General features: G+C 68.4%; 12 protein-coding genes. 8 read left to right on the forward strand and 4 right to left on the reverse strand.

The features are described from left to right. Positions 1 to 169 precede the first annotated feature (169 nt). Positions 170 to 508, reverse strand: a complete 339-nt coding sequence (locus tag WS96_RS20225; RefSeq protein WP_006398637.1) for a P-II family nitrogen regulator — start codon at positions 506 to 508, stop codon at positions 170 to 172. A gap of 83 nt (positions 509 to 591) precedes the next feature. Then, on the reverse strand, positions 592 to 2,313 hold the full coding sequence (locus WS96_RS20230) for an NAD+ synthase (protein WP_059834873.1): 1,722 nt from the start codon (positions 2,311 to 2,313) through the stop codon (positions 592 to 594). A 109-nt stretch (positions 2,314 to 2,422) separates the two neighbouring features. Here WS96_RS20230 and WS96_RS20235 point away from each other — a divergent pair, with 109 nt between their 5' ends. Then, on the forward strand, positions 2,423 to 3,601 hold the full coding sequence (locus tag WS96_RS20235; protein WP_059834875.1) for a GNAT family N-acetyltransferase: 1,179 nt from the start codon (positions 2,423 to 2,425) through the stop codon (positions 3,599 to 3,601). Positions 3,602 to 3,672: 71 nt separating this feature from the next. Here the strand turns inward: WS96_RS20235 and WS96_RS20240 are convergent, their stop codons facing one another. After that, positions 3,673 to 5,919: a glycoside hydrolase family 3 C-terminal domain-containing protein gene (locus WS96_RS20240; RefSeq protein WP_059834877.1), complete on the reverse strand. Its 2,247-nt coding sequence runs from the start codon at positions 5,917 to 5,919 to the stop codon at positions 3,673 to 3,675. 152 nt (positions 5,920 to 6,071) lie between these two features. Between WS96_RS20240 and WS96_RS20245 the strand changes: the two genes are divergently transcribed. After that, positions 6,072 to 7,106 (forward strand): helix-turn-helix transcriptional regulator, encoded by a 1,035-nt coding sequence (locus tag WS96_RS20245; protein ID WP_059834879.1) that lies wholly within the window; start codon positions 6,072 to 6,074, stop codon positions 7,104 to 7,106. 49 nt (positions 7,107 to 7,155) lie between these two features. Further along, positions 7,156 to 8,001, forward strand: coding sequence for a GIY-YIG nuclease family protein (locus WS96_RS20250; protein ID WP_059834882.1), 846 nt, complete (start codon positions 7,156 to 7,158; stop codon positions 7,999 to 8,001). Between the two features lie 54 nt (positions 8,002 to 8,055). On the opposite strand, the gene ppa is transcribed toward WS96_RS20250, so the two are convergent. Continuing rightward, positions 8,056 to 8,583 (reverse strand): inorganic diphosphatase, encoded by a 528-nt coding sequence (gene ppa / locus WS96_RS20255; protein WP_006489643.1) that lies wholly within the window; start codon positions 8,581 to 8,583, stop codon positions 8,056 to 8,058. A 291-nt stretch (positions 8,584 to 8,874) separates the two neighbouring features. Here ppa and WS96_RS20260 point away from each other — a divergent pair, with 291 nt between their 5' ends. The 5 genes from WS96_RS20260 to WS96_RS20280 all read left to right on the forward strand — a co-directional run bounded on the left by WS96_RS20260 (position 8,875) and on the right by WS96_RS20280 (position 13,893). Continuing rightward, positions 8,875 to 10,314, forward strand: coding sequence for an aldehyde dehydrogenase family protein (locus tag WS96_RS20260; RefSeq protein ID WP_059834884.1), 1,440 nt, complete (start codon positions 8,875 to 8,877; stop codon positions 10,312 to 10,314). A gap of 204 nt (positions 10,315 to 10,518) precedes the next feature. Continuing rightward, positions 10,519 to 11,277 (forward strand): SDR family oxidoreductase, encoded by a 759-nt coding sequence (locus WS96_RS20265; RefSeq protein ID WP_059834886.1) that lies wholly within the window; start codon positions 10,519 to 10,521, stop codon positions 11,275 to 11,277. A gap of 146 nt (positions 11,278 to 11,423) precedes the next feature. After that, the gene (locus WS96_RS20270; RefSeq protein ID WP_034208110.1) at positions 11,424 to 12,728 is read left to right on the forward strand and encodes an MFS transporter; all 1,305 of its coding nucleotides are present in this window, start codon (positions 11,424 to 11,426) and stop codon (positions 12,726 to 12,728) included. Positions 12,729 to 12,983: 255 nt separating this feature from the next. Beyond that, positions 12,984 to 13,397, forward strand: a complete 414-nt coding sequence (locus WS96_RS20275; protein WP_059834888.1) for a helix-turn-helix domain-containing protein — start codon at positions 12,984 to 12,986, stop codon at positions 13,395 to 13,397. 130 nt (positions 13,398 to 13,527) lie between these two features. After that, entirely contained in the window at positions 13,528 to 13,893 is a 366-nt protein-coding gene (locus WS96_RS20280; RefSeq protein ID WP_082720314.1) for a DUF4180 domain-containing protein, read from the forward strand. Positions 13,894 to 13,929 lie beyond the last annotated feature (36 nt).

Below are 13,929 nucleotides of genomic sequence, written 5' to 3' on the forward strand. Positions count from 1 at the left end.
CCGTCAAAGAACGATTCGACAACACTTTCCACGCTGCTGCGAGAGGCGCGTATCGGTGCGGTACCCAACCGGGTATCCGCACCGTTTTTTCTTGGGCGGCGGGTTCGTGCGACCCGGCGCGCGCTCGGCCGAAGCGGCCGCGCGTGACCGAACGGCGCGGACGCGGTGCTCAGACGGCCGCTTCGTTCTCTTCGCCGGTGCGAATGCGGATCACGCGCTCGACGTCCGACACGAAGATCTTGCCGTCGCCGATCTTGCCGGTGCGCGCCGCACCGATCACCGCGTCGATCACCTGATCGACCTGCGCTTCCGCGACGACCACCTCGATCTTCATCTTCGGCAGGAAGTCGACGACGTATTCGGCGCCGCGATACAGCTCGGTATGGCCCTTCTGGCGACCGAAGCCCTTCACTTCCGTCACGGTCAGGCCCGTGAGCCCCACTTCGGCGAGCGCTTCGCGGACTTCGTCCAGCTTGAACGGCTTGATGATGGCGGTAATGCGTTTCATGGTGGTTGTCCCCCAATGCTCGTTTGGATGAAAAATCGCTTTCCCGATTGTAAGCCGGCGGGCCGCATCCGGCCCAGCGCCGCTCAATCGAGCCGTTCGGTAAAGCGTGACGTGATCGGGTAGCGCCAGTCGCGCCCGAAGGCGCGATGCGTGACGCGGATGCCGATCGGCGCCTGGCGGCGCTTGTATTCGTTGATCTTGATGAGCCGCGTCACGCGCTCGACGTCGGCCCGCGCGTAGCCGGCCGCGACGATCTCGGCGAGCGGCCGGTCTTCTTCCATGTACATCCGCATGATCGCGTCGAGCACGTCGTACGGCGGCAGGCTGTCCTGGTCGGTCTGGTTCTCGCGCAGCTCGGCCGACGGCGCGCGCGTCAGGATCCGCTCGGGAATCACGTCGCGCAGCCCGTAATCGGCCGTTGCGTTGCGATAGCGGCACAGCCGGTACACGAGCGTCTTCGCGATGTCCTTGATCACCGCGAACCCGCCGGCCATGTCGCCGTACAGCGTGCAGTAGCCGACCGCCATCTCGCTCTTGTTGCCGGTCGTCAGCACGATCGAGCCGAACTTGTTCGACAGCGCCATCAGCAGCGTGCCGCGGATGCGTGCCTGGATGTTCTCCTCCGTCGCATCTTCCGCGCGGCCCGCGAACTCGCCCGCGAGCGCGGCGCGGAAGGCATCGAACATCGGCGCGATCGCGATCTCGTCGTAGCGCACGCCGACGCGCCGCGCCATTTCCGCCGCGTCCGTCGTCGAGATGTCGGCCGTGAAGCGCGACGGCATCATCACCGCGCGCACGCGCTCGGGCCCGAGCGCATCGCACGCGACGGCCAGCACCAGCGCCGAATCGACGCCGCCCGACAGCCCGATCAGCACGCCGGGAAAGCCGTTCTTGCCGATGTAGTCGCGCACGCCGGTGACGAGCGCGCGATACACCTGCGCGTCGGTCGACAGCTCGGGCGCGATCGCACCGGGCAGCGGCCGCGCACCGTCGAATTCGACGATCGCGTGCCCCTCGTCGAACTGCGGCATCTTCGCGACGAGCGCACCCTGCGCGTCGAGCACGAACGACCCGCCGTCGAACACGAGTTCGTCCTGGCCGCCGACGAGGTTCACGTACACCATCGGCAGCCCGGTCTCGCGAATCCGCGCACGCAGGATGTCGATGCGCACCGCTTCCTTGTTCATGTGATACGGCGAGCCGTTCGGGATCAGCAGCACCTGCGCGCCGGCCGCCTTCGCGATCTGCGCGGCCGACGCATGCCACGCGTCCTCGCAGATGATCACGCCGTATTTCACGCCGTTCAGCTCGAACACGAGCGGCTCGGTGTCGGTCGCGAAATAGCGTTTCTCGTCGAACACCTCGGCGTTCGGCAGATCCTGCTTGCGGTAGGTGCCGACGATCTCGCCGCCGACGATCAGCGACACCGCGTTGAAGGTGTCGGTGGGCGGCACGCCGCGCTCGATCGGGCGGTTTGCATTACCATCGACGGCTGACGCGCTGTCCGCACCGCCGCCCGGCCCCCTGCCCGCACCCCGCATCGGATGGCCGACCAGCACCGCGAGCCCGTCGAACGCCTTCAGCGCGTCGGCGAGCGCGTCGAGCGCGGCGGCGGCGGCCGCGTAGAACGCGGGCCGCAGCAGCAGGTCTTCGGGCGGATAGCCGGACAGCACGAGTTCGGGTGCGACCATCAGCTGCGCACCATCGTTGTGCGCGGCACGCGCGGCCGCGACGATGCGCGCGACGTTGCCGGCGAAATCGCCGACGGTGACGTTGATCTGGGCGAGAGCGAGTCGGGTCTTCATGGCGGGATCGGCGCAACCCGGCGGCGCGCCTCGAGCGGCTGACGAAATCGACCCGGGCGCGGGCCATGGCGGCCCGCACCCGGCAACATCCAACGGTACGGATTCACGCTTGAAACACGAACGCATCGATTATCGCACGGGCATCCTGTCGTCCCCCGCCGAGGTGCCGGCCGACGAATGGAACGCGCTGCTCGCGCGCGACGCGCAGCCCACGCCGTTCCTGCGCCACGAATTCCTCGACGCACTGCACGTCGCGCGCTGCGCGGTGGACGACACCGGCTGGTCGCCGCACTTCGTCACGCTGACCGACGCGCGCACCGGCCGCCTCGCGGCCGCCGCCCCCGTCTACGCGAAACAGCATTCGTACGGCGAATACGTGTTCGACTGGGCGTGGGCCGACGCGTACCAGCGCAACGACCTGCCCTATTACCCGAAGCTGCTGTGCGCGGTGCCGTTCACGCCGGTGCAGGGCACGCGGCTGCTCGCGGCCGACGACGACGCGCGCCGCCGGCTCGCGGCCACGCTGCTCGCGTTCGCCGAGCAGAGCGACGTGTCGTCGCTGCACGTGCTGTTCCCGACCGGCGACGAAGCGCGGCTGCTCGAATCGATGGGGATGATGCTGCGCGAAGGCGTGCAGTTCCACTGGCTCAACGACGGCTACCGGCACTTCGACGATTTCCTCGGCACGCTCGAGCAGAAGAAGCGCAAGAACATCCGCGCGGAGCGGCGCAAGGTGCACGACGCGGGCGTAACCTTCCGGCGGCTCACCGGCGATCGAATCACCGACGCCGACTGGCGCTTCTTCTCGCGCTGCTATCGGCAGACCTACCGCGAGCACTATTCGAGCCCGTATCTGAACCTCGACTTCTTCCGCACGATCGGCGCGACGATGCCGGAAAACCTGCTGCTCGTGATCGCGGAAGCCGACGGCCGGCCGATCGCGAGCGCGCTCGCCGTGTACCGGCGCGGCGAACACGGCGGCGGCACGCTGTACGGCCGCTACTGGGGTGCGATCGAGCACGTGCCCTGCCTGCACTTCGAAACGGCCTACTACCAGTTGCTCGAATTCTGCATCGAGGCCGGGCTCGACACGTTCGAGGGCGGCGCGCAGGGCGAGCACAAGCTCGCACGCGGTTTCCTGCCGACCGTCACGCACTCCGCGCACTGGCTCGCGCATCCGGCTTTTTCCGACGCGGTCGCGCGCTTTCTCGAACGCGAAACCGAGCATATCCACGCGTACGTCGACGAACTGCGCGAGCACGATCCGTTTCGGCGCGGCGCCGGCTAGCGTCATCCCGCGCACCGGCATGCGGCGCAGCCACGCATGGGCTCGCCGCATGCCGCACGGCCGCCGCCGGCTCAGTGCGCGGCGAGCGTCACCGTCTGCGACAGCGCCTGCGGGTCGCGCGACGACGCGGCCGCCGACAGCCCGTAGCTGCCCGCGCCGATCCGCCATGCGTGCGCGCTCGCATCCCACACCGCGAAGCGCTGTGCCGGCACCGCGACGCTGACCGTGCGCGCCTCGCCCGGCTGCAGCGCGACCCTGGTCCAGCCGACGAGCCGCTTCGGCGGCTCGCCGAGCGACGCGGGCAGCGCCGCGTAGATCTGCACCGTATGCGTACCGGCGCGCGCCCCGGTATTCGTCACCGTCACGCCGACCGTCACGTTGCCGGCGGCGTCGGCCTGCGCGGACATCGCCGACAACGCATACGTCGTGTACGACAGGCCGTAGCCGAACGGGAACAGCGGCTCGATCGCCTTCGCGTCGAACCAGCGATAGCCGTACGCGAGCCCTTCCGCATAGACGTTCTGCAGGTTCGACGGATCGATCGTCGGCTGCGGCAGATCGGCCTCCTGCTTCGGGAACGTCAGCGGCAGCCGGCCCGACGGATTCGCGTCGCCGAACAGCAGGTCGGCGATCGCCTGGCCGCCTTGCGCGCCCGGATACCACACGTCCAGCACGCCATGCACGTTCGCGAGCCACGGCATCAGCACCGGGCTGCCGTTCTCGAGCACGACGATCACGCGCCTGGCCTTCGCGGCGACCGCGGCGATCAGTGCGTTCTGGTCGTATTGCTGGTTGTACGGGTCCGCCTTCGCATCGGGCAGCGACAGGCTCGCGAGGTCGAGCCCTTCCGTCTGCCACTGCGTGGCGAACACGATCGCGACATCGGCCTGTGCGGCCGCGCTCGCCGCGGCATTCGCGTCGGTGCCGTCGAGATAGCTGACCGACGCGCTCGGCGCCTTCGCGCGAATCGCCGCGAGCGGCGCGGACTTGTACCAGGTCGCGCAGCCGCCGAACAGCATGCCGGCCGGTTGCTGGCAGGACGTCACCGCGTTGCCGTCGATCGCCGGCACCGCCCCCGAGCCGCCGCCCGACAGCACGCCCGCATCCGCATGGCCGCCAATCACGACGACCGACTTGAGCGCGCCGGCGGCGAGCGGCAACACCGGCTGCGTGTCGCCCGGCGCGGCCGCGTTCTTCAGCAGCACCGCCGCTTGCCGTGCGATCGCGAGCGCATCGGCATTGCCGGCGGCTTCGTCGATCGCGCCGCCCGGCTTCGGCGGCGCGTCCATCACGCCGATGCGGATCAGCGTGCGCAGCTTGCGCTGCACCATGTCGTTCAGCCGCGCGACCGACACGCTGCCGGCCTGCAGCGCCGCGCGCAGCTTCGAATTGAAGTACGAGCCGAGCGGCGCGTTGCCGTCGTCGGCCGCGCCCGGCTGTTCCTCGTCGAGCCCGGCCTGCACGGCCGCGACCGTCGAGTGCGTCGCGCCCCAGTCGGACTGCACGACGCCCTTGAAACCCCACTCGTTCTTCAGCACCGTCGTCAGCAAATACGGGTTCTCGCACGCATATACGCCGTTCAGCTTGTTGTACGAGCACATCACGTTGCCCGGCTGGCCGTCCTTCACGCCGATCTCGAACGCGAGCAGTTCCGCCTCGCGCATGGTTCGCTCGTCGACGACCGAATCGACCGTCATCCGGTTGGTTTCCTGGTCGTTGAACGCGAAATGCTTGATCGTCGCGATCACCTTCTGCGCCTGCGTGGCCTGCGTGCGCGCGGCGCTCAGCGTGCCCGCGAGCACCGGGTCCTCGCCCATGTATTCGAAGGTGCGGCCGTTGCGCGGCTCGCGCGCGAGGTTCACGCCCCCGCCGAGCCCCTCCGCGAAACCGAGCGCACGCAGCTCGAGCGCGATGCGCGTGCCGTAGGCGCCCGCGAGCGCCGGGTCCCACGTCGCCGCAAGCGCGACCGGCGCGGGCAGCGCGGTGACGCGTGCGTTCTTCACGTTCACGCCGCCCGCCGAATCGGCGCTGCTGACCGCCGGAATGCCGAGCCGCGGCACGCCCGGGATGTAGCTCGCGCCGTTCAGCGCATCGGCCGGAAACGGGCCGCCCAGGCCGAGCGCCGGCATGCCGGTGCCATGCACGAGCTGCAGCTTTTCGTCGGTCGTCAGTTGCGCCACGAGGGCCGCCGCGCGCTGGTCGGCTGCCGCGTCGGGGTCGGTCGGGGCGTGAATGTCGTCGCCGCCGCACGATGCGAGCAACACCGTGAGCGCGCATGCGCACGCAATCGTCGAATACCGGAACAGCGAAGTTTTCATTGATCCTCCAGAATCGTTCTGTTAGTACTTGTCGTCTCACTCCAGCGTCCAAGTCTAAAAATCGACCGGTCACCACGCTTGACCGGCAGGAGCATGCGTTGACCTCTCGCAGCGGGGACAAACCCGAACGGCATGACGACAGGGAGACAGACATGGAGTTGCAACAGAAATCGGTATCCGTCCGGATCTACCGCTGGCTGTGCGAAGACGCGCGTGCGAACGGCATCGATCCCGCACCGCTTTACGAAACGCTCGGCATCGGGCCGGCCGAGCTCGCCGACGACACGCGCCGCATCGCGGGCGACCGGCACGTGGCCGCGATGCAACTGACGAGCGGCTGGCCGTTGTCGTGGCATCGCCCGCCGCCGCAGGTCGTGCCGTGGCTCGTGCCGTTTCCCGAACTCGCGGGCATCACGTGCAATGCGGCGACGCTGCGCGACGCGCTGCACGGCTACCTGCACTATCGCGACCTGATCGGCAACGTCGACTGGGTGTTCGCGCACGAGAACGGCGACGCGATCGCGCTCGAGTATGTGAACGAAGGCGACGGCCTGCACGCGGGCAGCGCGTTCGCGAACCTCGCGATCCTCGCGGCGCTCGCGCGCCTGTACGATCCGCACGTGCACGTCGACGCCGCCGCATTCGCCGGCCGCGCATTCGCGCCCGTTGCCGCGCTGCGCGACATGCTCGGCGCGCCGGTGTCGTTCGATGCCGCGCACAACCGCATCGTGCTGCGCTCCGCGCACTTCGACACGCCGTTCGAGCGCTACAACGCGCCGCTCGCCGGCATCCAGCGTCATGCGGCCGACGCCGCACGCGAGCGCGTGCGCGCACGTTCGACGTTCGGCTCGTCGGTCGAGCAATGCGTGCGCGACTGGCTGCGCACGTCCGACGACACCGACGTGCCGACCGATACGCTGATGCAGCACGTATGCACGCGCTTCGCGATGTCGCGCTGGACGTTGCGCCGGCGCCTGCATCGCGAAGCGGTCGGTTTCCACGCGCTCGTCGCGCAGGCGCGGCTCGGCGAGGCACGCGACCTGCTGCTCAACACGCGGTTGCCGATCGGCGAGATCGGCGTGCGCGTCGGCTTCCGTTCGACGAGCGCGTTCACGCGCTTCTTCACGCGCGAACTCGGTGCGGCGCCGAGCCGCTTTCGCGACGGGCATGGCGACCGGTGGCGTTGACGCGCATTTTTTCTGAGACACTGGCGGCTTCGCATCCCGCCGCCCTGCCATGTCCTGGTTTCTGTATCTGATCGAATGCGCCGACGACAGCGTCTACACGGGCATCACGACCGATGTCGCCGCGCGCTTCGACGAACACGCGTCCGGCAAGGGCGCGCGCTACACGCGCTCGCGCAAGCCGCGCGCGGTGCTCGCGTCGTTTCCGCTGCCCGACCGGTCGAGCGCGTCGCGCGCCGAATACTGGGTGAAGCGGCTCACGCCCGCGAAAAAGCGCGAGCTGGCGGCCGGTTTGCGGACGCTGGAATCGGTGTTGCCGGTGGCGATCACGCTCGACGAAAGCGGTGACACCGCCGGGACGAACGCGATGGCGCGCGGGCGGAAGAAAAGGAAGGCGGAAAGCGCCGACGATGCGCGGAAGACAGCCGCAACGGAGGCGGCCACCGCGAAAAAGGCGAAGACCGGGAAACGTGCCGGATCCGCAACGGCCGCGAAGCCTGCAAAGCCTGCGAAGGGCAAACAAGCGTCGAAGTCGACGAAGGCAAATAAGGCCGCACCGGACGCGAAACGTGCAAAAACCGACGGCGATGCAGCCGCAAAAAAGACCGCGTCGCGTAGCACATCGGTAAAGAAGGCACGCTCGCCCTCATCCACGCAATCGAAAAGAATGGCCCCGGCTGCCGCCGCAGCGGCCGCGAACGTACGCGAAGAAGCCGCTTCCGCACCGGGCCGCCGCCGTCCGACGGCCACGAAAGCCGCCGCCGGGGCGATCACTCCGGCGATTGCCCCGCCCCGCGCGAAACGCGCGAAGCCGGCACCGGCCGCCCCGCTGCCGCCCGTCTCCCCGTCCGCCGGCCGGAAAACCGCGCGCGCAAAACAAAACCGCGCGGCCTCCTGAGGAGACACGCGCGGTTCGCGTTTCGCACGCGCCGGCCGTCGGCCGGCACGCCGCTTACTTCTTGTAGTTCGCGGCGCCGTCGGTGATTTCCTTGTGCGCGGCTTCGATGCCGGCCCAGCCTTCGACCTTCACCCACTTGCCCTTCTCGAGCGCCTTGTATTGCTCGAAGAAGTGCTTGATCTGGTCCTTCAGGTACTCGGGCACGTCGTCGATCGTCTTCAGGTTCGCCGTCATCGGGCAGATCTTGTCGTGCGGCACCGCGACCAGCTTCGCGTCGACGCCCGATTCGTCCGTCATCTGCAGCATGCCGAGCACGCGCGAACGCACGATCGAGCCGGCCAGCAGCGGGAACGGCGTGATCACCAGCACGTCGACCGGATCGCCGTCGCCCGACAGCGTCTGCGGGATGTAGCCGTAGTTCACCGGGTAGCGCATGCCCGTGCCGATGAAGCGGTCGACGACGAGAAGGCCCAGTTCCTTGTCCGCCTCGTACTTCACCGGATCGCTTTGCGCGGGAATCTCGATGATCACGTTGAAATCTTGCGGCAGGTCCTTGCCGGCCGGAACATGATTGAAGCTCATGAGCACTCTCTGTAGGTCGATGGGAATTCGGGACAGGGCGCCTCGGCCGATGCACCGCCGCGGGCGTCCCCCAAAAGGAATGCGCCATTATAGCCAATCGACCGGTGGCGTCCGGATGACGATCGGCGCGATAATCGTTCCGGATGTCCGGCCGTCGAACCGGCGGCGGCGTTGCACGTCGACGATAAAGCACGGGATCCGGGCAAGCGCCAAAGCGCCAGTTCGGGTCGACCGCGATGCATGGGACCCAAGTAAGCGCTGAAGCGCTAACTTGGGTCGACAGGAGCAGGCATGGAAGAGGCGAAGCACTTCATCGCGGGCGAATGGACGTTGCCCGCGCAACTGGAAACCATCTCGGTCGTCGATCCGTCCGACGGCCAGCCGTTCGCGACGATCGCGCGCGGCACGGCGCCCGACGTCGAACGCGCGGTCGCCGCGGCCCGCGACGCATTCGCAGGCCCGTGGGGCGCCGCGAGCGCCGCCGACCGCGGCCGCGTGCTGATGCGGCTGTCGGCCCGCGTGGCCGACCATCTCGAGGAACTCGCCGCGATCGAGGCGCGCGACACCGGCAAGCCGCTCAAGCAGGCGCGCGCCGATGCCGCCGCGCTCGCGCGCTACTTCGAGTTCTACGCGGGCGCCGCCGACAAGCTGCACGGCGCAACCCTCCCCTATCAGGCCGGCTACACGGTGCTGACGGTGCGCGAGCCGCACGGCGTCACGGGCCATATCGTGCCGTGGAACTACCCGATGCAGATCTTCGGGCGCAGTGTCGGCGCGGCGCTCGCGGCCGGCAACGCCTGCGTGGTCAAGCCGGCCGAGGACGCGTGCCTGTCCGTGCTGCGCGTCGCCGAGCTGGCCGCCGAAGCCGGGCTGCCGGCCGGCGCGCTCAACGTCGTCACCGGCTACGGCCATGAAGCGGGCGCCGCGCTCGCTCGCCATCCGGGCATCGACCACATCTCGTTTACCGGATCCCCGGCCACCGGCAAGCTGGTCACGCAGATGGCGGCCGAGAACCACGTGCCGGTCACGCTCGAACTCGGCGGCAAGTCGCCGCAGATCGTGTTCGCCGATGCCGATCTCGACGCGGCGCTGCCCGTACTCGTGTCCGCGATCGTGCAGAACAGCGGGCAGACCTGCTCGGCCGGTAGCCGCGTGCTGATCGAGCGCGCGGTGTACGAGCCGCTCGTCGAGCGCCTCGCCACCGCGTTCAACGGGCTGCGCGTCGGCCCGAGCCGCGCCGACCTCGACTGCGGCCCGCTGATCAACGCGAAGCAGCAGCAACGCGTGTGGGATTTCCTGTCCGACGCGCAGCACGACGGCATTCCGATGGCCGCGCACGGGCAGGTCGTCGCCGACGCGCCCGAAAGCGGCTTCTACCAGGCGCCCGCGCTGTTGCGCGACGTGCCGCCGTCGCATCGGCTCGCGCAGGAGGAAGTGTTCGGCCCCGTGCTCGCGGCGATGCGTTTCGTCGACGAGGACGAAGCCGTCGCGCTCGCGAACGGCACGCCGTACGGCCTCGTCGCGGGCATCTGGACACGCGACGGCGCACGCCAGATGCGGCTCGCGCGGCGCCTGCGCGCGGGCCAGGTGTTCATCAACAACTATGGCGCGGGCGGCGGCGTCGAGCTGCCGTTCGGCGGCGTCGGCCATTCGGGCCACGGCCGCGAGAAAGGCTTCGAGGCGCTTTACGGCTTCACCGCGCTCAAGACGATCGCGATCCGGCACGGCTGAGCGCACCGCACGCGACAGCCGGCATGCAACGCCCGGGCGCCTGCCGGCACACGACGTCTCTCGTGACCGGCACAGCCGTGATTCGAGCTCGATGGCTCGCATGAGACACACGCCGTGCCATGGCCGTCAACCGGTCAGGCAGCCCGCCTCACGGCGGGCTACAACTGAAGTTCGAAGCAAATCGAAGATATGAGGAGACACACCATGCGGTTGAGCGGCAAGACGGCCATCGTCACGGGCGGCGGCTCGGGGTTCGGCGAAGGCATCGCGAAGACGTATGCGCGCGAAGGCGCGAACGTCGTCGTCAACGACCTGAACGGCGCGGCGGCCGAGCGTGTCGCGAGCGAGATCGCGCTCGCGGGCGGCAAGGCGATCGCGGCGGCCGGCGACGTATCGAAAGAGGACGACTGGCGCGCGCTGCTGCAGGCGGCGCTCGACGATTTCCATGCGGTGCAGATCGTCGTGAACAACGCCGGCACCACGCACCGCAACAAGCCCGTGCTCGACGTGACGGAAGCCGAATTCGACCGCGTGTACGCGGTCAACATGAAGAGCCTGTTCTGGTGCGTGCAGACCTTCGTGCCGTACTTCCGCGCCCAGGGCGGCGGCGTGTTCGTGAACGTCGCGTCGACGGCCGGCGTGCGGCCGCGCGCCGGCCTCGTCTGGTACAACAGCACGAAGGGCGCGATGATCACCGCGAGCAAGTCGCTCGCGGCCGAGCTCGGCGCCGACCGCATCCGCGTGAACTGCATCAACCCGGTACTCGGCGAAACCGCGCTGATGACCGAGTTCATGGGCTGCGAGGACACCCCGGAAAATCGCCGCCGCTTCCTCGCGACGATCCCGCTCGGCCGCTTCTCGACGCCGCAGGACATCGCGAACGCCGCGCTGTACCTCGCGTCCGACGAAGCCGAATTCATCACCGGCGTCTGCCTCGAAGTCGACGGCGGGCGCTGCATCTAGCCGTACCGGGCATCACGATCATTCTCTTGCTTCGCACGAAACCGGCTCGGACGCACGGCTGCGTCTGCTCCGGCCAACGACAACGACAGTGGCGCACGGGATCCGGACAATCGCTCGAGCGCCCACCCTGATCGACAGGAGACAACATGGCAACATCGACGCAGTCGCTGCCGGGCTCGTCCGGCGCATTCGAGGAAGCAACCTACCGCAAGGTGTCGTGGCGACTCGTGCCGCTCCTGCTGCTGTGCTACGTGGTCGCGTATCTCGACCGCGTGAACGTCGGGTTCGCGAAGCTGCAGATGGCGAGCGACCTGAACCTGAGCGATACCGTGTACGGGCTCGGCGCCGGGATCTTCTTCTTCGGCTATTTCCTGTTCGAGGTGCCGAGCAACATCATCCTGCACCGCGTGGGCGCACGCGTATGGATCGCCCGCATCATGGCGACGTGGGGCGTGATCTCGATCCTGACGATGTTCGTCACGACGCCCGCGATGTTCTACGTGATGCGCTTTCTGCTCGGCGTCGCCGAAGCGGGCTTCTTTCCCGGCGTGATCCTCTACCTCACCTACTGGTATCCCGCGCACCGGCGCGGCCGGATGACGACGTTCTTCATGACGGCCGTCGCGCTGTCCGGCGTGATCGGCGGGCCGATCTCGGGCTTCATCCTGAAGGCGTTCGACGGCGTGAGCGGCTGGCACGGCTGGCAATGGCTGTTCCTGCTCGAAGGCATTCCGTCGGTGCTCGCCGGCGTGCTCGTGTTCTTCACGCTCGACGAGCGGATCGCGAAGGCGACGTGGCTGACCGATGAAGAAAAGGCGCTGCTCGCCCGCAACGTCGACGCCGAGGAAGCCACCAAGGAAGACCTGCCGCTCGGCGCGGTGATGTCGAGCCCGCGCGTGTGGCTGATGGCGCTGATCTATTTCTCGTTCGTGATGGGGCTCTACGGCGTCGGCTTCTGGCTGCCGACGATCATCAAGGCGACGGGCGTGACCGATACGATCGTGATCGGCCTGCTGTCGGCGATTCCGTATGCGGCCGCGGTGGTCGCGATGATCCTGATCGCGCGCAGCGCGGACAAGCGCCGCGAACGCCGCTGGCACCTCGCGATTCCGGCCGCGATCGGCGCCCTCGGCCTCGTGCTGTCGGTGATCTGGGCGCACCAGACTGCGCTCGCGATGCTCGGCCTCACGCTCGCGACGATCGGCATCCTGACGACGCTGCCGCTGTTCTGGAGCCTGCCGACCGCGTTCCTCGGCGGCACGGCCGCCGCGGCCGGCATCGCGATGATCAACTCGATCGGCAACCTCGCCGGCTTCCTGAGCCCGTACCTGATGGGCTGGCTCAAGCAGGCGACGGGCGCCAACGATGCGGGCATGTACATGCTCGCCGGGTTCCTCGTGCTCGGCGGGCTGCTCGCGCTGTCGGTGCCGAAGCGGCTCGTCGACAAGTGACGCGCGGCGCGTCAAGGCGCGCCCGAATTGATCGAACACACCGGCCGATTTCCGGCCCGTTCCTCCCCGTTCCTCCCCGTTACGCCCCGCCGTCCGGCATCGCCGATCGCCGGGGCGTTTTCGATTCCGGACAGGCCCCACCCGGATCGGCCGAATGTCTCGCCCATCCGACGAGGCCCCTCAATTACAAAATTATTCCCTTATAGTCCTTTATATATGGAACAATAAAGACAAGTAAGGTACCCCGTACAACTCATGTTCCATACCGTCGAAGACACTGCCGCCCGCCTGCGCGTCCATCCGAAGACCGTCCTGCGGTTCATTCGCGACGGCAAGCTGCGCGCGACGCGGGTCGGCCGCGCGTACCGCATCCTCGATGCCGACCTCGCCGCGTTCGCTCGGACGGAGCCGGCCTCGCCCGCGCCGCGTGCGGTGCGCGTCACCAGCATCGTCGATATTCCCGATGCGTCGCAGTCGCTGCATCAGTACCTGTCGCGGTCGCTGCACGCGATGGCGTCCGGCCGCACATCGTATGTCGACCCCGTGCGAATCGACGTCACGTTCGATCCCGCGTCGAGCGTGGTCAAGATCATCCTGGCCGCGACACCGGCCGACACGGCCGCGCTGATGTCGTCGCTCGACATGCTGCTCCAGCAAAGCGGCACATGAGCGCAATCTTCAGGCCCCCCGCCATGCCCGCGCGATTCGCGCCGCTTGCGCGGCCGCGCTGTCGCACTGACCGGCCGGGCCTCGGCGCAACACCGTGCGCACTTTTCTCTCATCGACGGAAACGCTAGACATGCACCATCGAATCGTTCAGATAGCCGGCAGCCGTGTGCTGATCCGCGATCGGTCCGCCGGCCTCGTGCAGCGGGAAAGCGACGCGCTCGATCTCGTCGCGCTCGCCCACGAGCACGAAGCCGACTGGATCGCCGTTCCCGCCGACACGCTGCACGACGACTTCTTCCGACTCGACAGCAGGCTGGCCGGCACCGTGCTGCAAAAGCTCGCCAACTACGGCGTCCGGCTCGGCATCGTCGGCGACATCGACCGCTGGCTCGTGCACAGCGAAGCGCTGCGCGCGCTCGTTCGCGAGTGCAATCGCGGGAAATCGGTCTGGTTCGTCGCAAGCGAGGACGACCTGCTGCGCAGGCTCGGCGCATAATGCGCCGCACGCGCCGCTGCGTCGCGACGGACGAAA

The sequence above is a fragment of the Burkholderia sp. MSMB1835 genome (assembly GCF_001526365.1).
GTDB lineage: Bacteria > Pseudomonadota > Gammaproteobacteria > Burkholderiales > Burkholderiaceae > Burkholderia.

Excerpts from the sequence above, each read along its gene's own strand:
- WS96_RS20225 (WP_006398637.1), bottom strand. The coding sequence starts at position 508 with ATGAAACGCATTACCGCCATCATCAAGCCGTTCAAGCTGGACGAAGTC.
- WS96_RS20230 (WP_059834873.1), bottom strand. The coding sequence starts at position 2,313 with ATGAAGACCCGACTCGCTCTCGCCCAGATCAACGTCACCGTCGGCGAT.
- WS96_RS20250 (WP_059834882.1), top strand. The coding sequence starts at position 7,156 with ATGTCCTGGTTTCTGTATCTGATCGAATGCGCCGACGACAGCGTCTAC.
- WS96_RS20240 (WP_059834877.1), bottom strand. The coding sequence starts at position 5,919 with ATGAAAACTTCGCTGTTCCGGTATTCGACGATTGCGTGCGCATGCGCG.
- ppa (WP_006489643.1), bottom strand. The coding sequence starts at position 8,583 with ATGAGCTTCAATCATGTTCCGGCCGGCAAGGACCTGCCGCAAGATTTC.
- WS96_RS20245 (WP_059834879.1), top strand. The coding sequence starts at position 6,072 with ATGGAGTTGCAACAGAAATCGGTATCCGTCCGGATCTACCGCTGGCTG.
- WS96_RS20280 (WP_082720314.1), top strand. The coding sequence starts at position 13,528 with ATGCACCATCGAATCGTTCAGATAGCCGGCAGCCGTGTGCTGATCCGC.
- WS96_RS20270 (WP_034208110.1), top strand. The coding sequence starts at position 11,424 with ATGGCAACATCGACGCAGTCGCTGCCGGGCTCGTCCGGCGCATTCGAG.
- WS96_RS20275 (WP_059834888.1), top strand. The coding sequence starts at position 12,984 with ATGTTCCATACCGTCGAAGACACTGCCGCCCGCCTGCGCGTCCATCCG.
- WS96_RS20260 (WP_059834884.1), top strand. The coding sequence starts at position 8,875 with ATGGAAGAGGCGAAGCACTTCATCGCGGGCGAATGGACGTTGCCCGCG.
- WS96_RS20265 (WP_059834886.1), top strand. The coding sequence starts at position 10,519 with ATGCGGTTGAGCGGCAAGACGGCCATCGTCACGGGCGGCGGCTCGGGG.